We start from the raw sequence: 17,544 nt of genomic DNA on the forward strand, positions 1-17,544 counted from the left end.
CCGGGCCGGAGGGGACGGCCCCGGTCCGGCCCGGGAGGGGCAGACCCGGCCACGGGGCGCGGCGCTCAGCGCTGATAGCGGGCGAGCACCAGATTCCCGTCCTCCTCCAGCCGTTTCCTCAGCTCGTCGCGGTCGATCGCACCGCTGTAGTACTCCTGGTACGCGGGGGTCGCCACCTTGTCCTTCCACTCCGGGTAGCCCCGGACCGCCTGCGCGGGCGCGGACCGCAGATGGCGGGCGAGCGCGGCGCCGACGGCCCAGCCGTCCTCGGGTGTGCGCAGCGCGGGATGGGCCAGGGCCCGGGTCCCGGTCGGCAGCATCCAGTCGCCCCGGGCGAGGCGCACCATGTTCGCGGGCCGCAGCAGGAAGGCGATGAACCGCGCGGCCTCCTTCTTGTACGGGGTGTCCTCGGCGATCGACAGCGTCTGCGGGCTGACCCCCTGTACCGGTCCGCCGGGCCCGGAGGGCGCGGGCAGCACCGTCCACGCGAAGCCCTCGGGCGCCTGCCGCGCGATCTGCTGGCGGTACGAGAAGCCCAGCGGCACCATCGCGTACCGGCCGCCGAAGAAGCCGGGAAGGGTGTCCGAGCCCCCGACGCCCAGGGTGGTGCGGGAGGCGGTGCGGTCGGTGTTGACCTGGTCGTGGATGATGCCGGGCACCAGGGCGTCCCCGTCGGTGAAACGGATCTGCACCTTTCCGCCGCCGTCGCGGTGGAAGAGCCGTCCGCCCGCCGACAGGCCGAGGTTGAGGGTGGCGGACACCGGTTCCCTGAGCGGCCACGCGACCGCGTACCGCCCTTCGCCCAGGTGGTCGGTGACGGTCCTGGCGACCTCCCGGAACTCCGGCCAGCTCCAGGGCCTGCGCACGGTGGGGACGCGCACCCCCGACCCCTCCAGCAGCTTCCGGTTGGCGATGATCACCCGGGGCTCCTGGAGGAAGGGGACGCCGTAGATCCCGCCGCCGAAGGTGGTCGTCTCCCAGGCGGCGGCCGGGATGTCGGCGGTGAGCTGCTCGGGCAGCAGCCCGCGCAGCTCCGCGAGGTGGCCTCCGTAGGCGAAGTCGGCGAGGTCGTCGGCGGCGTCATGGACGATGTCGGGGGCCTCGCCGCCCTCGAAGGAGGTCAGCAACTGGTCGTGGACGCTGTCCCAGCTCCCCTGGACATAGCGGATCTGGACGGCAGGGTTCCGTTCGTTCCACTCCCGGACCAGTGCCTTGGTGGCCGCGACGGACTCCCGTTGCCAGGCGAGGGAGTGGAAGCGCAGCTCGATCGTCCCGTCGGCCCGGCGGCGGGAGTCCTCGTCCGCGCAGCCGGTGAGCAGCAGGGCGAGGGCGAGGGCCGACCCGATGACCGTCCGTGCCGTCCGCATCAGGCCCGCACCGCCCCCGCCGCGATCCCGCTGGTGATCCGCCGCTGGATCACGGCGAAGACGACCAGCGAGGGAACCGTGGCCACCAGCGCGGCGGCGGCCAGCGGGCCGAGGTCCGCGACGCCCTCCGCGCCGATGAAGTGGGTGAGCACCACCGGCAGGGTCCGGCTCTCCGGGGTCTTGAGCAGGACCAGCGCGAAGAAGAACTCGTTCCAGGCGGTGATGAACGCGAACAGCGCGGTGGCGGCCAGACCGGGGGCGAGCAGCGGCGCGACGACCGAGACCAGGACCCGGACCCGGCCCGCGCCGTCGACGGCCGCCGCCTCCTCCAGCTCCGGGGGGATCGCGCGGACATGGCCGACGAGCATCCACAGGGCGAAGGGGAGCGCCCAGACCACATAGACCAGGATCAGCCCGGGGACGGAGTCGACGAGCCGCAGATTCCGCAGCAGCAGAAAGAGCGGGATGATCACCAGCGCGAAGGGGAACGCCTGGCTGACCACGACCCAGCCGGTGGCGGCGGTGGTGAGCGGGGTGCGCCGACGGGCCAGGACATAGGCCATCGGGGTGGCGATCAGCACACAGATCAGGGCGGTCGACACGGCGGCGACCAGGCTGTTGCCCGCCGCCCGCAGCAGGGGCTGTTCCTCGAACGCCTGCCGGAAGTTGGCCAGGGTGGGGTCGCGGGGCAGCCAGGTGGGGTGGAGCGAGGCCAGCTCCCGGACGGGCTTGAAGGAGAGGGAGAGCAGCCAGAGGAAGGGGACGGTGAGGAAGACGAGATAGCCGGTGAGCGCGAGGTACTGTCCGGCCCGCGCGGCCCGGCCGGTGCGGATCATCGGTCGTCGCCCCCTGTGAGCCGTCCCACGAGAAACACGGCGAGCAGTACCGACACCACGGCCACCAGGACACAGCCCATCGCGGCGGCGTAGCCGAACTGGCCGTAGCGGAACGCCTCCTCGTAGACGAAGAGCGCCGGGAGGCGGGTGCGTCCGCCGGGGCCGCCGCCGGTGAGCACGTATACGAGGGCGAAGGCGTTGAGGTTCCAGATGAGGTTGAGCGCGGTGATGGCGAGGGCGACGGGCCGCAGCGCGGGCCAGGTGACGGCGCGGAAGCGGCGCCAGGCACCGGCGCCGTCGAGGGCCGCCGCCTCGTGCAGCTCGCGGGGGGTGTTCTGGAGGCCGGCGAGCAGGGCGACGGTGGTCTGCGGGAGCCCCGCCCACACTCCGACGAGGACGACGGCAGGCAGCGCGGTACCGAGCCCGGTCAGCCAGTCGCGCCCCGTGCCGAGGCCGAGATCGCGCAGGGTCTCGTTGAGGACGCCCGCGTCGGGGTGGTAGACCAGCCGCCACATGATGCCCACGACCACCTCGGGCATGGCCCAGGGAATGATCACCAGGGCACGGGCGAGCCAGCGCAGCCGCAGCTCCTGATCGAGCAGGAGCGCGAGGCCGAGCGCGAGCGCGAACTGCGGCACCGTGACCCCGACCGCCCACAGCAGGCCGATGCCGAAGGACTCCTGGAAGAGGGTGTCCCGGGTGAGGTCGGAGAAGTTGAGCGTGCCGATCCACCGGGTGGGGGCGGTCCGCCCGGCCTGGGCGTCCGTGAAGGCGAGCGCGACCCCGTAGAGCAGGGGGCCGACGCTGAGCAGCAGGATCGGGATCAGGGCGGGGAGGACGAGGAACCAGGCGCCGTGGTCGAGCGGCCGGGCCGGGCCACCGCCGCGCCGGGAGCGCGTGACCGGCCGTGCGGCCGGTCTTCGGCGGGTCGGGGGCGGGGGTGCGGAGGTGGTGGAGGTCATCGTGCCGACTCCTTGGGGCGGGTTTCCGCCGGTCCGGCAGGGCCGTGAGGGGCGTCGTCGCGGGGGCGCCGTCCGTCCGCCCGCCCGGAGAACGGGCCCGGCGGAGTCCGGCGGGCCGGGTCCGGCGGGCCCGGCGGGTCTGGCGGGGACACGTCCCGGGGCCATCGGCGACGCTGCTGTACATGGACACCCCGGCGGGCCGGGAAGGGCGGCGCCGGGGTGCGGCGGACGGGACGGTGGCGCGTGACACGACGCGGAGCACGGTCATCGTGCTGACGGGGGGTCGGGGCGTCAAGGCGGGTTCGCCCGGATGGCACACTTTGGCGTGTTCGGACCGGTCGGCGGGGAAGCCCCGGCGGGATGTGGGAAGTGGGGACGGCGATGGACGAGGCACGCGCGCGGGAGGTGCTGGCAGCGGCGGGTGAGCCGGACGGCGCCCCGCTGCTGGCGCTCGGGGAGAACGCGGTTTTCGCCATCGGCGACACGGTCGTGAAGGTCGGACGCTCCCCCGAGCTGCTGGCGCGGGCCGAGCGGGAGATCGCCGTGGGGCTGTGGCTGGCCGGGGCCGGGGTCCCGGCGGTGCGGCCCGCGGACCCGGTGGCCCGGCTCGTCGACGGCCATCCGGTGACCCGCTGGCACCGGCTGCCGGACGCGGTCCGCCCGGCCCGCGCCGGTGATCTGGCCGAGCTGCTGCGGCTGGTGCACGCGCTGCCCGCGCCGCCCGTGGAGCTGCCCCCGCGTGAGCTGCTGGGCGGGGTGGAGCGCTGGCTCCGGCTGGCCGGGGACGCCGTGGACCCGGCCGACGCCGCCTATCTGCGCGAACGGCGGGACGGCTTCGCCGGGGCCGCCGCGGCCCTGACCCCGCGGCTGGCACCGGGCCCCGTCCACGGCGACGCGCTGCTGCGCAATGTCCATGTCGGCCCGCAGGGCCCGGCCCTGGTGGACCTGGAGACCTTCTCCTCGGATCTGCGCGAGCACGATCTGGTGGTGATGGCGCTCGCCCGGGACCGGTACGGGCTCGCGCCCGAGGCGTACGACGAGTTCACCCGGGTGTACGGGTGGGACGTGCGCGAGTGGGACGGCTGCGCGGTGCTGCGCGGGGCGCGGGAGACCGCGAGCTGTGCGTGGGTCGCCCAGCACGCCCCGGCCAACCCCCGCGCCCGCGAGGAGTTCGCCCGCCGGGTGGCCTCCCTCCGCGACAACCGCCCCGAGGTCCGCTGGTACCCCTTCTGACCCCGGCGGCCTCCCGGGCGCCGACGGCCGTGCGGTCGACGGAGACCCACGGAGTCCGGCGTCCCACCTGCCCCCGCAACGCCGGACACCGGACGGACCGACCGGCACCGCACGCCGCCGCGCGCACGGGGGCGAGCGAGCGGGCCGGGCACGGACACCCCTGCCGCCCTCCGCCACGCCGGACACCGAACGGACCGAGCCGCCACCGGCGCGAGCCCCGGGCCGGGCTCCTCCGCCTGGTCGGACACCCGCCGCCGACCGGACCCACCACCAGAGGCAGCCGCTCCGGCCGTGCGGGCCGAACCCTTCCACCTGTCCGGACACCGGACAGGCAGGGCCGCCGCCCACTCCGGACCGGCCCACCGGGCAAGCCACCACCGCCCGCGCAGAGCAGCACCGCACGCCGCCGCACGCACGGGGGCGAGCGAGCGGGCCGGGCACGGACACCCCTGCCGCCCTCCGCCACGCCGGACACCGGACGGCTGCCGGACCCGCCGTCAAAGGCAGCCGCCCAGGCCGGCCAGGTCGATACCGCACGGAGAGGCGGGCCGGAGCCCTCCGCCGCACCGGACGCCGGACGGACAGGGCGGCCACCCGCGCCGCGCAAGCCGTCGGCATCCGCACGGAGCAGCACCACAGGCCACCACCACCCACACAGCGTGAACCGAGCGGCCCCGCTGCCCAGCCGGACGCGACGGCACCAGGCCGGACACCGAGCGGACAGGGCCGCCACCCACTCCGGACCGGCCCGAGGCGGTGGTGGACGATCGCGGGCCGGTTCGGTCGGCGGACAGGGCCGCCGCCCGCGCCGGGCGCGACCCGTGGCGGTCGCGGGCCGGTTCGGTCAGACGGTGAGGGGGGCGGGCTCGCGCAGTGGCCAGTGCGGGTCCACCACCGCGTCCGCCTCGCCCTTGCGGCGCAGGAACGCCTGGAAGTCCGCCGCCCACTCGGCGTACCAGACGATCTGGCGTTCGTGCAGCCGGGCGGGGTCCAGTGCCGCGACCGATGGGTGGCGCAGGGCGAGGGCCCCCGCCACCCGGACCGCGGCGAGGGCGTCCGCCGTGGCGTCGTGGGCGTCCTCCAGCGGCACCCCGTACTCCGCGCTGACCGCCTCCAGGGTCCGCTTGCCCTTGCGGTAGCGGTCGACGGCCCGGTCGATGGTGTAGGGGTCGATCACGGGCCCGGTCGGACGGCCCCCCAGACGGTCGCTCAGCGAGGGCAGTCCGTACCGCCGTATCTCCGCCGCGAGCAGCGACAGGTCGAACGCGGCGTTGTACGCCACCACGGGGACCCCCCGGGCCCAGTACCCGCACAGCTCGGCGGCGACCTCGTCGGCGACCTCCCGCGCCGGGCGGCCCTCGGCCGCGGCCCGCTCGCTGGTGATGCCGTGGATCGCCGACGCCTGCGCGGGGATGCGGACGCCGGGGTCGGCGAGCCAGGTCCGCCGGCGCACCGGCTCCCCCGCCCGTGCCTCGACCACGGCGGCGGTCACGATCCGCGCCTCCCGTGGATCGGTGCCCGTCGTCTCCAGGTCGAAGCCGACCAGCGGTTCCCCGTGCCAAGCCATCGTGGAGCCCTCCTTCGTGGTGCGTTCCCCCATCGGGTACTCACCCTGCCACGTGCCACTGACAACCCCGCCGGAGCCGACCGCCCCGGGAGCCTTGAGGGGCCGTTTCAGGAGACCGGCCGGGAGTCGGCCCACTCCGACTCGAACTCCTCGCGGTAGGTCTGGAACAGCCCGTGCTCGGCGTCGCCGCCCGCGCGCACCACCTGGCGCCCGCCCCGCAGCACCAGCACCGGCGCTTCCATCCCGCGCGCCCGGCGCAGATAGGTCTGGACGACCGCGAGCCCGTCCGGCCCGTCGCCGTCGACGAGATAGGCCGTGAAGCGGGGGGTCTCGTCGAAGACATGGATCTCGAAGGCCCCGGGGTCCCGCAGCCGGGACCGCACCCGCCGCATATGGAGGATGTTCATCTCCACCGTGCGGCTCAGCTCGCCCTTCCTGATCCCCAGCTCCCGCTCCCGGCGCTTGACCGCGCTGCTCGCCGGGTTGAGGAAGAGCAGCCGCGCCCGGCAGCCCGACTCGGCGAGGTGGACGAGGCGGCGCCCGGAGAAGTTCTGCACCAGCAGATTGAGACCTATGCCGACGGCGTCCAGCCGCCGCGCCCCGCCGAACAGGTCCTCCGCGGGAAGCTGCCGCTGGAGCCGCACCCGGTCGGGGTGGACCGAGACCACGTCCGCGTACCGGTCCCCGACCAGGTCCTCCACCGCGTCGACGGGCAGCCGGTCGGCCGAGGGCACCCCGGTCCCGCCGCCGAGGATCGCGAGCAGCCGGGCCGACGCCCGTTCCGCCTGGGCGAGGACCGCCTCGTTCAGCGCCCGGTTGCGGGAGACCACATTGCGGGCGACCTCCAGTTCGTCGAGGGCCAGCTCGACATCGCGCCGGTCGTCGAAGTACGGCTCGAAGCAGGGCCAGTGCTGGACCATCAGCTCACGGAGCTGGGGCAGCGTCAGAAAGGACAGGACGTTGTCGTCGGCGGGGTCCAGCAGATACCCCTTGCGCCGGGAGACCTCCCGCACGGCGACGGCGCGCTGCACCCACTCCTGGCCCGCGGGACCGGCCGCGGCGACCACCCAGTCGTCGTGGTGGACGGGCTCGTAGATGGGGCGCAGCACCGCGGCCACCACGGCGCGCAGCCGCTGTTCGACCAGGTTGAGCCAGACATAGGCCCGGCCCGCGCGCTGGGCGCGGGTACGGACCTCGCCCCAGGCGTCCGCGTCCCAGTCCAGCTCCGCGCCGATCTCCATCGGCCTGGCGAGGGAGACCGCCCCGGGCGGAACGTCGGGGGAGTCCCCGTCGCGACCCGTGTCACCGGGGGGCAGCTCCAGCCCTCCGCTCACCCGCGCACCGCCTTCCCGTCCCCCACCCAACGATCAAGGAAGACTACTCCGGGAGCGGGAGCGGACGCAGCCGGATCGACAGGCTCCCTTCTCAACTCTGCCCCTGGAAGCCCGCGTTCCGGCTGGCGGGGTCGCGGGGAGTGAGCTGATTCATAGCCAGGGGGTCCGCCGGGCGCCGGAGTGGGACGGAACGCGCACCGGGTTGACCGCGTCGCCACCGCCGAGAAATGCCGGGTCGATATAGTTTCGTCGCGATCGACACTCTTTATACCTATATGCCATGTATCAAGATGGGAAGGGATGATGTCCTCGATGCAGGTCTGGCCGGGACAGGCATATCCCCTCGGGGCCACCTTCGACGGCGCCGGCACCAACTTCGCGGTGTTCTCGGAGGCGGCGCGGCGGATCGACCTCTGTCTGCTGCACGACGACGGCTCCGAGACCCGGACGGAGCTGCGGGAGACCGACGCCTTCGTCCGGCACGCCTATGTACCGGGGGTGATGCCGGGTCAGCGATACGGCTTCCGGGTGCGCGGCCCGTACGCCCCGGAGAAGGGGCAGCGCTGCAATCCCGCCAAACTCCTCCTTGACCCGTACGCCCGTGCGATGAGCGGACACATTCGCTGGGACGAGTCGGTGTACGGCTATCACTTCGGCCGTCCGGACGAGCGCAACGACCTGGACTCCGCCCCGCACACCATGGCGTCCGTCGTCGTCAATCCGTACTTCGACTGGGGCGACGACCGCTCCCCCCGGACGGAGTACCACCGTACGGTGATCTACGAGGCGCATGTGAAGGGGCTGACGATGCTCCATCCGGAGCTGCCCCCGGAGCTGCGCGGCACCTACGCCGGGCTCGCCCACCCGGCGGTGATCTCCCATCTGACCGAGCTGGGGGTCACCACGCTGGAGCTGATGCCGGTGCATCAGTTCGTGCACGACCACCGGCTGGTGGACGGGGGCCTCTCCAACTACTGGGGTTACAACACCATCGGATTCTTCGCCCCGCACAACGCCTACGCCTCCTGGGGCGACCGGGGCGGCCAGGTACTGGAGTTCAAGCACGCGGTCCGGGCGCTGCACCAGGCGGGTATCGAGGTCATCCTGGACGTGGTCTACAACCACACCGCCGAGGGCAGCCATCTCGGCCCCACCCTCTCCTTCCGGGGGCTGGACAACGCCTCGTACTACCGGCTGGCCGAGAATCGCCGGCACTACACGGACACCACCGGAACCGGGAACTCCCTGCGGATGAGCAATCCGCATGTGCTTCAACTGATCATGGACTCGCTGCGCTACTGGGTGTCCGAGATGCATGTGGACGGCTTCCGCTTCGATCTGGCGGCGACCCTGGCCCGGCAGTTCCACGAGGTGGACCGGCTCTCCTCCTTCTTCGACCTGGTGCAGCAGGACCCGGTGGTCAGCCAGGTGAAGCTGATCGCGGAACCCTGGGACCTCGGCGAGGGCGGCTATCAGGTCGGCAACTTCCCCCCGCTGTGGACGGAGTGGAACGGCAAGTACCGGGACACCGTGCGGGATCTGTGGCGCGGGGTGCCGCGGACGCTCGCCGAGTTCGCGTCCCGGCTGACCGGCTCGTCCGACCTCTACCAGGACGACGGCCGCCGTCCGCTCGCCTCCATCAACTTCGTCACCTGCCACGACGGATTCACCCTGCGCGACCTGGTCTCGTACGACGAGAAGCACAACGCCGCGAACGGGGAGGGCGGACGGGACGGCGAGGACCACAACCGCTCCTGGAACTGCGGGGCCGAGGGCGAGAGCGACGACCCCGAGGTGCTGGAGCTGCGCGCCCGTCAGACGCGCAACCTCATCGCCACGCTGATGCTGTCCCAGGGGGTGCCGATGCTCAGCCACGGCGACGAGTTCGGGCGCACCCAGGGCGGCAACAACAACGCGTACTGCCAGGACAACGAGGTGTCCTGGGTCCGCTGGCCCGAACCCGCGAGGCACAGGGAGCCCAGAGAACACGGAGAACGCGGAGAACACGGCGAGCACCAGCAGCGCGGAGAGCACCGGGAGCCCGGGGAGCCCGGTGAACGCGGCGAGGACTCGCTGCTCGCGTTCGTGCGCGCGATGGTCTGGCTGCGGCGCGACCACCCGGTCTTCCGGCGGCGGCGCTTCTTCCACGGCGGCCCGGTGCACGGCGGCCGGGCCACGGCCCAGGACGGACCGCAGGACGGGGGGCGGGAGGGAGTGCCGGGCGGGCAGGGCGGCGGCCGGGAGCCGGGGACCGGCGGGGGCCCGGCGGGCTGCGCGGTCCCCGGGTGCTGCGACGGCCCCCGGGCGGCGTCCGACCGGAGCCGCGGCCCGCTGGCCGACATCGCCTGGTTCACCCCGCAGGGGACCGAGATGACCCAGCGGGACTGGCAGGCCGCGCGCGCCGGGGCGCTGTCGGTCTTCCTCAACGGGAGCGCCATCTCGGAGCCGGGGCCGCGCGGTGAGCGGATCACGGACGACTCGTTCCTGCTGCTCGTCAACGCGGGCGCGGAGGAGCTGGACTTCGTGGTGCCGCAGGAGCCGGGCACGCGCTGGCTGACGGTGGTGGACACGGCCCGCCGGGTGGGCGTGCCCCCGGGCGGCGGCCCCGAGCTGACGGCCGGGGAGAAGGTGCCGCTGACCGGCCGGAGCCTGGTGGTGCTGCGCCGCCTGTGAGGCCGCCCGCCGGGGACCGGGCCGCCGGGGACCCGCCCCGTCCGCAGCCGATCGGAGGACATCGTTCCGTTCCGGACCGACACAGAGCGGCGTCCACGGGGTACGTACGCCTGCATGAACCCCACCGCGACCTATCGGCTCCAGCTCCAGCCCGGCTTCCCCTTCGCCGCCGCCCAGGCCGCCGTGCCCTACATCGCCTCCCTGGGCGTGTCCCATCTGCATCTGTCGCCGGTCATGGAGGCGCGGCCGGGCTCGACCCACGGATACGACGTCACCGACCCCACCCGGGTACGGCGGGAACTGGGCGGCGAGCAGGGGCTGCGGGCCCTCGCCGGGACCGCGCGCGCCCACGGCCTCGGACTGGTGCTCGACATCGTGCCGAACCACATGTACGCCGGGCCGCAGGAGAACGCCGCGCTCTGGGACGTCCTGCGCTCGGGGCCCGCGTCGCCGTTCGCCCGCTGGTTCGACATCGACTGGGAGGCGGGCGGCGGGCGGGTGCTGCTGCCCCTGCTGGAGCGGCCCATCGGGCCGGACGAGCTGCGCGGGATGCGGGTCGAGGGCTCCGTACTGCACTGCGCCGGGCAGCGGCTCCCGCTGCGCGATTCGACCGAGTCCCTGCCGCTGCCGGAGCTGCTCGACGCCCAGTGGTACCGGCTGGGCTGGTGGCGGCTCGGCCGCACCGAGCTGACCTACCGGCGGTTCTTCACCGTCCTCCAGCTCATCGGGGTACGGGTGGAGGACCCGGAGGTCTTCGACGCCACCCACGCCAAGGTGATCGAACTGGTCCGGGACGGGGTGGTGGAGGGCCTGCGGGTCGACCACCCCGACGGGCTCGCGGACCCCGAGGCGTATCTGCGGCGGCTCGACGACGCGGTGGGCGGCGGCTGCTGGACCGTGGTCGAGAAGATCCTCACCGGCGAGGAACGGCTGCCCCCCGGCTGGCCGGTGGCGGGCACCACCGGCTACGACCAGCTCCGGCGCGTCGACGGGCTCTTCACCGACCCGGCCGGGCTGGCCGGGCTGACGGGGCGCTACCGGGAGTTCACGGGGGTCGCCGGGGACCGGGGCGGCCTCTGGGAGGCGACGGTGCGCCGGGCCGCGTACCGCTTCACCGGGCATGAGCTGGCCGCCGAGGTGAACGCGCTGACCCGGCTCGCGACCCGCGTCTGCGCCGGGGATCTCGCCCTGCGCGACCACGCCCCCTGGGCGCTGCGGACCGCGGTCCAGGAACTGCTGGTACGCGTTCCGGTCTACCGCCCGTACCCCATCGGCGGGGAGGACGTGCTCACCGTGACGGCCGCGGCGGGCGCCAAGGCGGCGTTCTCCGTGCCCGAGGAGGCGGCGGCGGTGGACGTCGTCCGGGATCTGGCCCTGGGGCGGCTGGGCGGGAGCCCGTCCCGGGACGCCTTCCGCGCCCGGTTCGCCCAGACGGCCGCCGCGCTGCGGGCCAAGTCCGTCGAGGACACCGCGTACTACCGCTATGTGCCGCTGCTCTCGGCCAACGAGGTCGGCGGGGACCCGGGGGCGCCCGCGGTCTGCCCGGACGACTTCCACGCGCACAGCGAGCGGCTCGCCCGCGACTGGCCCGCCACCGGGACCGTGCTCACCACCCACGACACCAAACGGAGTGCGGACGTCCGGGCGCGGATCGCGGTGCTGTCCGAGTGCCCGGAGCGGTGGGGCGCGTTCCTGGAGCAGGTCACCGAGGAGTCGGCCCGGGTACCGGGCGGCCGGGCCCCGGACCCCCATCTGGCGTGGACGGCCTGGCAGACCGCCTTCGGCTTCGGCGTCCCGGACGGCGAGCGGCTGCGGGACGCCCTGCTCAAGGGGGTGCGGGAGGCCGCGCTGCACACCGGCTGGAGCGAGCCCGACCCCGTGTACGAGAGTGCCGTGGCCCGCTTCGTGGCCGCCGGGCCGCTGGGTCCCTCCCTGCACACCCTGCGGTCCCTCACCCGCGAACTGGCCCCCTACGCACGGGCCAACGCGCTCGGCGCGACCCTGCTCCAGCTCACGACGGTGGGGGTGCCGGATCTCTACCAGGGCAGCGAACGGGAGTACGCGGCGCTGGTCGACCCGGACAACCGGGGGCCGTTCCGGGAGCCCGAGCCGGACGAGAAGACGGCGCTCGTCCGGGCGGCGCTGGCGCTGCGGCGGGAGCGGCCGGAGGTCTTCGGCCCCGTGGGGACCTATGTGCCGCTGCGGGCGGACGGACCGGCCGCCGGGCACTGCGTCGCCTTCTGCCGCACGGGAGAGGTGGTCACGGCGGTCACCCGGCTGTCGCTGCGGCTGGAGCGGGCGGGCGGCTGGGGCGACACGGAGCTGGCCCTCCCCGCCGGGCGGTGGGCGGAGCGGCTGCCGGGGCGGGAGCGGCGGCACTGGGACGGCGGCGGTGAGCCGGTGCCGCTGCGGGAGCTGTTCGCCCGGCGCCCGGTGGCGCTGCTGGCCCGGGTGTGAACGGCGGGCGGGGACACCCGGGCCGGGAAGGAACGGCCGACACGTCGTCAGCGGGTGGTGAGGCGGAAGCTCATCCGGCCGAAACCCACCATGTCGCCCGCCCGGACCACGGCGGTTCCCATCACCCTGCGACCGTTGACCGTGGTCCCGTTCGTGGAACCGAGATCCCGCAGCAGCCACACCCCGTGACGGGCGGTCAGCTCGGCGTGCCAGCGGGAGACGGTGTCATGGCTCAGCCGCAGCCCGTTCCCCGGTTCCCGCCCTATCCGCAGCGGCGCGGGGCCCGGCTCGGGCAGCATCAGCGGCGGCAGCTTCTGGGTGTGCCAGGCCCGCCGCAGCCGTTCGACGAAGGCCGACGCCTCCCCCACCGCGCCGACCAGCCGCCCGCCGACCCCCGGGCGGCGCTCGGCGCCGAGGTCGGCGGTGAGCGCCGCCAACTCGTCCGCGCTGCGGGCGGCGAGCGCCAGTTCCATCCGGCGCAGAAAGGTGTCGTGCGAGAGCCTGCCCTGCGCCACGCCCTCGCTGAGCACACCGACGGCCCGGTCCCGGTCGGCGTCCGAGAGCCGGGCCGGAACGGCATGGATGGGGAACTCGAAGGACGACGTCACCCGGCAATTGTCGGTCCGGTGCGCTCCCGGTGTCCAGAAACGGGAAAACCGGAACAACGGCGCCCGCACACCACCGGGGCGCCGGAGCGGGCCGGGGAGCGGCGCGGGCGCGGGCCCCGGAAAACGGAGTGGACGGCACGGCCCGGCACCGGTTAGCGTGATCATGACGCCCGAGGACGACGGAGAGGAGGCGAGTGCCGTGTTCACCACCAGTACCCCGCGCTCCCGCCCTGTCCGCCCGGCGTTCACAGCCTGACCGGGAGCGCTTCGACAGCATCTCTTCCGGAGGCTTCTCCATGACCGGTCCGGTCATCCGTACGCTCAGCGAGAGCGACGCCCATCTCTTTGACTCCCTGCCCGACCCGCTCGGCGTCGGCCGCGCGCTGGCGCGGGCCACCCACCGCCCCGAGTGGAAGCGGGTCGCCCTGCGCGACGGCGCCGTCGTGGCCCGGGGCGCCTGGTGGGGCGGCCCCGACGACACCGCCCCCGTCCTGCTCAACTGGCTGGATGTGGCCGAGGGCGAGGAGGAGGCCGGTGCCGAACTGCTGCGCACCGCCCCCCATCGCGTCGAGTACCAGCTCATCCTCCCCCGGGGCTGGCGCGAGGACCCGGTGACCCGGGCCGCGGGCGAGGCCCGGCTGCGGGCCGCCAGGTCCGCCGGGATGCGGGTCCTCGTCGAGCGGTACCAGTACCGCTGGACCCCCGCGTGCGGGCTGCCCGAGCGGCCGGGACGGCTGGTGTTCCGGCCCGAGCCCGACGACGAGGTCATCCTGGACGTCCTGCGCCGGGTGCACTCGGCCACACTCGACGCGCACGCCCTGCTCGACATCGCCGAGGGCGGCCTCGACCGGGCCGCCCGCGCCGAGCTGGACTACTTCCACTGGTGCCCCTCGCCGCGCGAGTGGTGGCAGCTCGCGCACACCCCCGGCGGGGAGTTGGTCGGGCTGCACATCCCCGCGCACAACCCCTCCGGGCCGTGCGTCGGCTTCATCGGGGTGGTCCCGGAGCAGCGCGGCCACGGCTACGCGTACGACCTGCTCGCCGAGTGCACCCACCATCTCGCCGCCGAGGGCGCGGAGTTCATCGCGGGCGCCACCGACCAGGGCAACTTCCCGATGGCGGCGAACTTCGCCAAGGCCGGGCACCCCATCGTCGACGAGCGGATCCATCTGGTGTACGAGGGGGACGCGGAACCGCGCCCCTGACAGAAGCGGCAAAAGGCCACCGCGGGCAGTGAAACGGTACTCCGGGCGACGGAAGTTCCGTATACCGGCGGATGGCCGCCGCCCGGGGGCGTCCATAGAATCCGGACGTCCCCGGGCGGCGGGCGCACGGCCCCTGTCGACCGAGCCGAATCGCGAGCCGCCCATGAGGACCGAGCAGCCGCACGTCCGAGACAGCACCGCCGACGAGCCGTCCGAAGCCGTGGGGCGGGGCTGGACCGCCCGGCTGATGCTGCTCCACTTCGGCCTCTATCTGGCCCTGCTGCCGTCGGCGCAGATCCTGCTCGCCGAGCACATGGCCGAGGTCGCCCCGGTGAGCAAGGAGGCCGCCCTGGGCTGGGCCACCGGCTTCGGGGCGCTCGTCGCCGTGGTCACGAACCCGGTGGCGGGCGCCCTCTCGGACCGGACCACCACCCGGATCGGGCGGCGCAGACCCTGGATCGCGGGCGGGGCGGCCGTCGGCGCCCTGGGCCTCGCCCTCACCGCGGCGCAGTCGACGGTCACCGGGGTGACGGTCGGCTGGTGCCTGGCCCAAGTGGGCCTGAACGCGCAGCTCGCCGCCGCCGTCGCCGCCGTCCCCGACCGGGTCCCGGTACGGCAGCGGGCCTCGGTCAGCGGCTCGGTCGCGATACCGCAGGCCCTGGGGCTGGTGATCGGCGCCGCCCTCATCACCACGGTGGTGACCGGGACCGCGGGCGGCTATCTGCTGCTGGGCGGGCTCGCCATGGTGTGCGCCCTGCCCTTTCTGCTGCTCCCCGAGCCCCCGTCCCGGCCGGTCGTACGGGCCCGGCCGCGGCTGCGGGACTTCTGGGTGAGCCCCCGGGCCCACCCGGACTACGGCTGGGCCTGGGCCACCCGGTTCCTGGTGAACGTGGGGAACAGCCTGGGCACCCTCTATCTGCTGTACTACCTCAAGGACGCGGTGGGCCACACCGATCCGGAACGCGGTGTGCTCATCCTCACCGGGCTCTACACGGCCGGACTGGCGGCGACCTCCTTCGCGGCGGGCGTGGTCTCGGACCGGCTGGGCCGACGCCGGCCGCTGGTGGCGGCCGGGGCCCTGATGATGTCCCTCTCGGCACTGCTGATGGCCTCCACCCACACCTGGACCACGGCGATGGGCGCGGCGACGCTGGTCGGCATGGGGCTCGGCATCTATATCGCCACCGAGCAGGCCCTGCTCACCGAGGTGCTGCCCCAATCGGCCGACCGGGGCAAGGATCTCGGCCTCCTCAACGCGGCCAACACCATCCCCCAGGTCCTCAGCCCCGTCCTGGGCGCGTTCGTGGTGACCGGGGCCGACGGCTACACCGCGCTCTATCTGATCTCGGCGGGGACCGGCGCGCTCGGCGCGGCCCTGGTGTGGCGCATCCGCTCCGTGCGCTGACCGGACGGGCCGCGGGGGGGCGGACGGGCCCGCCGTCCGTCCCCCCCGGACTCACCCACCACAACGGCACGCCCAGCGCCTGACCGCCCGCCGACCGCCCCCGCGGGCTCACCCCTCCTGGACCTGCGACGCCTCCGGCACGGGGCGGGCGGTGTGCTCCTTCGACCCGGTGCGCTCCTCGGTGCGGTGGCCGCGCGCGATGCAGTCGCGCACCACCGCCTCCACGGCGTCCCGCGGCGAGCCCACCCCCGCGAGCACCATCACCTCCACCACCGGCTCCGCGTCGGGACTGATGCTCACCCCGGCCGTCCGGAACCCCTCCTCCCGCTGTCTGATCGGGTGCCGACCGCCGGCCCCGGTCCCCGGCGGTCGGCCCGCGTCGGCGCTTACCCGGATGTGCCGCGCGTGGCGTGCTGCGCCGCGATCGTGTCGCGGTACCAGGCGTACGACGCCTTCGGGGTCCGTTCCAGGGTCGCGTAGTCCACATGGACGAGCCCGAACCGCTGGGACGCGCCCTCCACCCACTCGATGTTGTCGGTCAGCGACCAGGTGAAGTAGCCGCGTACGTCGACGCCGTCCGTGACGGCCCGGTGCAGCGCCCGCAGATGGGAGTCGAGGTACGCGATCCGCCGCCCGTCGTCCAGCCCTCCGTACGAGCAGCCGTTCTCGGTGATGTACAGCGGCGGCAGCGCCCGGCCGTAGCGGTCCCGGAGCCCGGTGAGGAGGTCGTACAGCCCCTCGGGGACCACCGGCCAGCCGAAGTCGGTGCGCTCCTCGCTCTCGGTCTCCCGCAGGGCGAACGGGAGGTCCGGAGGCAGCGTGATGCCCCCGAAGGCCCCGCCCGCGCCCTCCGTGCCACCGCCCGCGCCGTCTGCCGCGGGCCCGGGCTCGGGGGCGCCCACCGCCATGGGGGCGTAGTAGTTGACGCCGTACCAGTCCAGCGGGGCGGCGATCACGGACAGGTCCTCGGCGACGGGTCCTGGCAGCAGCGCGGCCAGCTCCTCGTCCGGGTAGCGGCCGGTGAGGACCGGGTCCGCGAACGTCCAGTTGACGAGGGTGTCGTAGACCGCGGCGGCCGTCCGGTCCGCCTCGCTGTCGCCCGCGGGGCGCACCGGCGAGTGGGAGCAGGCGATCCCGATGTTCCGGGCGCCCGCCGCCCGCAGCGCCTGCACGGCCAGGCCGTGGGCGAGGAGCTGGTGGTGGGCGGCGGGCAGGGCGCCGAAGAGGAGGCGGTGGCCGGGGGCGTGCTCACCGATGGCGTAGCCCAGCAGGGTGACCTCGGCGGGCTCGTTGATGGTGATCCACATGGGGACGCGGTCGGCGAGGCGTTCGGCGACGGCCGACGCGTACTCGGCGAACCGGGCCGCGGTGTCCCGTTCCAGCCAGCCGCCCGCCCGGTCCAGCGGAAGCGGCGTGTCCCAGTGGTAGAGGGTGGGTGCCGGGGTGATGCCCCGGCCGAGGAGTTCGTCCACCAGCCGCTCGTAGAAGTCGAGACCGGCGGGGTTGACCGGCCCGCTGCCGCCGGGGACGACCCGGGGCCAGCTCACCGAGAAGCGGAAGGCGTCCGCGCCGAGCCCGGCGAGCAGGGCCACGTCCTCCCGGTAGCGGTCGTGGAAGCCGGTGCCGCGCGAGGCGTCGGCACCGTCCTTGATGCGCCCCTGATCGGCGAAGTCGTCCCAGCCGGAGGGGCCCTTGCCCCCGGTGCGGGCGGCCCCCTCGGTCTGGAAGGCGGAGGCGGCGGCTCCCCAGAGGAAGCCGGGCGGGAAGGCGGGCAGTGCTCCGGGTGGGACCGGCGGTGTCGGCATGGCCCGTGACCCTAATGGGGGAAGCGGCCCTCTTCCAGGCCCCGGATTCGCCAGGATGGGCCGCAGCGCTTTCACCAGGGACGCGCTGGCGC

13 protein-coding genes are annotated in these 17,544 nt (G+C 74.4%); 5 read left to right on the forward strand and 8 right to left on the reverse strand.

Annotated elements, in window-relative coordinates:
* Positions 1-65 precede the first annotated feature (65 nt).
* Genes CRV15_RS04110 through CRV15_RS04120 form a run of 3 tightly spaced genes read right to left on the reverse strand, consistent with a single transcriptional unit; the run spans position 66 to position 3,165 of the window.
* On the reverse strand, positions 66-1,367 hold the full coding sequence (locus tag CRV15_RS04110; RefSeq protein WP_003962228.1) for an ABC transporter substrate-binding protein: 1,302 nt from the start codon (positions 1,365-1,367) through the stop codon (positions 66-68).
* Complete coding sequence (locus tag CRV15_RS04115) at positions 1,367-2,200, reverse strand: carbohydrate ABC transporter permease (protein WP_003958142.1); 834 nt, start codon at positions 2,198-2,200, stop codon at positions 1,367-1,369. Before CRV15_RS04115 ends, CRV15_RS04110 begins: the two co-directional genes overlap by 1 nt.
* Positions 2,200-3,165: a carbohydrate ABC transporter permease gene (locus tag CRV15_RS04120; RefSeq protein WP_003958141.1), complete on the reverse strand. Its 966-nt coding sequence runs from the start codon at positions 3,163-3,165 to the stop codon at positions 2,200-2,202. The genes CRV15_RS04115 and CRV15_RS04120 overlap by 1 nt, the downstream gene beginning before the upstream one ends.
* Before the next feature lie 381 nt (positions 3,166-3,546).
* Between CRV15_RS04120 and CRV15_RS04125 the strand changes: the two genes are divergently transcribed.
* Positions 3,547-4,398, forward strand: coding sequence for a phosphotransferase enzyme family protein (locus CRV15_RS04125; protein WP_009997821.1), 852 nt, complete (start codon positions 3,547-3,549; stop codon positions 4,396-4,398).
* Between the two features lie 844 nt (positions 4,399-5,242).
* On the opposite strand, the gene CRV15_RS04130 is transcribed toward CRV15_RS04125, so the two are convergent.
* Positions 5,243-5,965: a 3'-5' exonuclease gene (locus CRV15_RS04130; RefSeq protein WP_003958139.1), complete on the reverse strand. Its 723-nt coding sequence runs from the start codon at positions 5,963-5,965 to the stop codon at positions 5,243-5,245.
* A gap of 107 nt (positions 5,966-6,072) precedes the next feature.
* The gene (locus tag CRV15_RS04135) at positions 6,073-7,299 is read right to left on the reverse strand and encodes a DUF5919 domain-containing protein (protein ID WP_003958137.1); all 1,227 of its coding nucleotides are present in this window, start codon (positions 7,297-7,299) and stop codon (positions 6,073-6,075) included.
* Between the two features lie 312 nt (positions 7,300-7,611).
* Here CRV15_RS04135 and glgX point away from each other — a divergent pair, with 312 nt between their 5' ends.
* Together glgX and treY are read left to right on the forward strand one after the other, a co-directional pair.
* Positions 7,612-9,972: a glycogen debranching protein GlgX gene (gene glgX, locus CRV15_RS04140; RefSeq protein ID WP_029183093.1), complete on the forward strand. Its 2,361-nt coding sequence runs from the start codon at positions 7,612-7,614 to the stop codon at positions 9,970-9,972.
* A gap of 114 nt (positions 9,973-10,086) precedes the next feature.
* Positions 10,087-12,429: a malto-oligosyltrehalose synthase gene (treY, locus tag CRV15_RS04145; RefSeq protein ID WP_003962224.1), complete on the forward strand. Its 2,343-nt coding sequence runs from the start codon at positions 10,087-10,089 to the stop codon at positions 12,427-12,429.
* A 47-nt stretch (positions 12,430-12,476) separates the two neighbouring features.
* Here treY and CRV15_RS04150 read toward each other — a convergent pair whose 3' ends face one another.
* On the reverse strand, positions 12,477-13,037 hold the full coding sequence (locus CRV15_RS04150) for an FHA domain-containing protein (protein ID WP_009997818.1): 561 nt from the start codon (positions 13,035-13,037) through the stop codon (positions 12,477-12,479).
* Between the two features lie 296 nt (positions 13,038-13,333).
* Here CRV15_RS04150 and CRV15_RS04155 point away from each other — a divergent pair, with 296 nt between their 5' ends.
* Positions 13,334-14,242 carry a GNAT family N-acetyltransferase gene (locus tag CRV15_RS04155; RefSeq protein ID WP_003962222.1) on the forward strand — a complete coding sequence of 303 codons (909 nt, stop codon included), beginning with the start codon at positions 13,334-13,336 and terminating at the stop codon, positions 14,240-14,242.
* 163 nt (positions 14,243-14,405) lie between these two features.
* Positions 14,406-15,647, forward strand: coding sequence for an MFS transporter (locus CRV15_RS04160; protein ID WP_009997816.1), 1,242 nt, complete (start codon positions 14,406-14,408; stop codon positions 15,645-15,647).
* Positions 15,648-15,755: 108 nt separating this feature from the next.
* Here the strand turns inward: CRV15_RS04160 and CRV15_RS04165 are convergent, their stop codons facing one another.
* Together CRV15_RS04165 and CRV15_RS04170 are read right to left on the reverse strand one after the other, a co-directional pair.
* Entirely contained in the window at positions 15,756-15,908 is a 153-nt protein-coding gene (locus tag CRV15_RS04165; protein ID WP_162925205.1) for a DUF2191 domain-containing protein, read from the reverse strand.
* A gap of 125 nt (positions 15,909-16,033) precedes the next feature.
* Positions 16,034-17,452 (reverse strand): glycoside hydrolase family 1 protein, encoded by a 1,419-nt coding sequence (locus tag CRV15_RS04170; RefSeq protein ID WP_003962219.1) that lies wholly within the window; start codon positions 17,450-17,452, stop codon positions 16,034-16,036.
* Positions 17,453-17,544 lie beyond the last annotated feature (92 nt).

Origin of the sequence: Streptomyces clavuligerus, from assembly GCF_005519465.1 — a bacterium.
GTDB lineage: Bacteria > Actinomycetota > Actinomycetes > Streptomycetales > Streptomycetaceae > Streptomyces > Streptomyces clavuligerus.

Excerpts from the sequence above, each read along its gene's own strand:
- CRV15_RS04160 (WP_009997816.1), top strand. The coding sequence starts at position 14,406 with ATGAGGACCGAGCAGCCGCACGTCCGAGACAGCACCGCCGACGAGCCG.
- CRV15_RS04170 (WP_003962219.1), bottom strand. The coding sequence starts at position 17,452 with ATGCCGACACCGCCGGTCCCACCCGGAGCACTGCCCGCCTTCCCGCCC.
- CRV15_RS04110 (WP_003962228.1), bottom strand. The coding sequence starts at position 1,367 with ATGCGGACGGCACGGACGGTCATCGGGTCGGCCCTCGCCCTCGCCCTG.
- CRV15_RS04165 (WP_162925205.1), bottom strand. The coding sequence starts at position 15,908 with ATGGTGCTCGCGGGGGTGGGCTCGCCGCGGGACGCCGTGGAGGCGGTG.
- glgX (WP_029183093.1), top strand. The coding sequence starts at position 7,612 with ATGCAGGTCTGGCCGGGACAGGCATATCCCCTCGGGGCCACCTTCGAC.
- CRV15_RS04155 (WP_003962222.1), top strand. The coding sequence starts at position 13,334 with ATGACCGGTCCGGTCATCCGTACGCTCAGCGAGAGCGACGCCCATCTC.
- CRV15_RS04130 (WP_003958139.1), bottom strand. The coding sequence starts at position 5,965 with ATGGCTTGGCACGGGGAACCGCTGGTCGGCTTCGACCTGGAGACGACG.
- CRV15_RS04125 (WP_009997821.1), top strand. The coding sequence starts at position 3,547 with ATGGACGAGGCACGCGCGCGGGAGGTGCTGGCAGCGGCGGGTGAGCCG.
- CRV15_RS04120 (WP_003958141.1), bottom strand. The coding sequence starts at position 3,165 with ATGACCTCCACCACCTCCGCACCCCCGCCCCCGACCCGCCGAAGACCG.
- treY (WP_003962224.1), top strand. The coding sequence starts at position 10,087 with ATGAACCCCACCGCGACCTATCGGCTCCAGCTCCAGCCCGGCTTCCCC.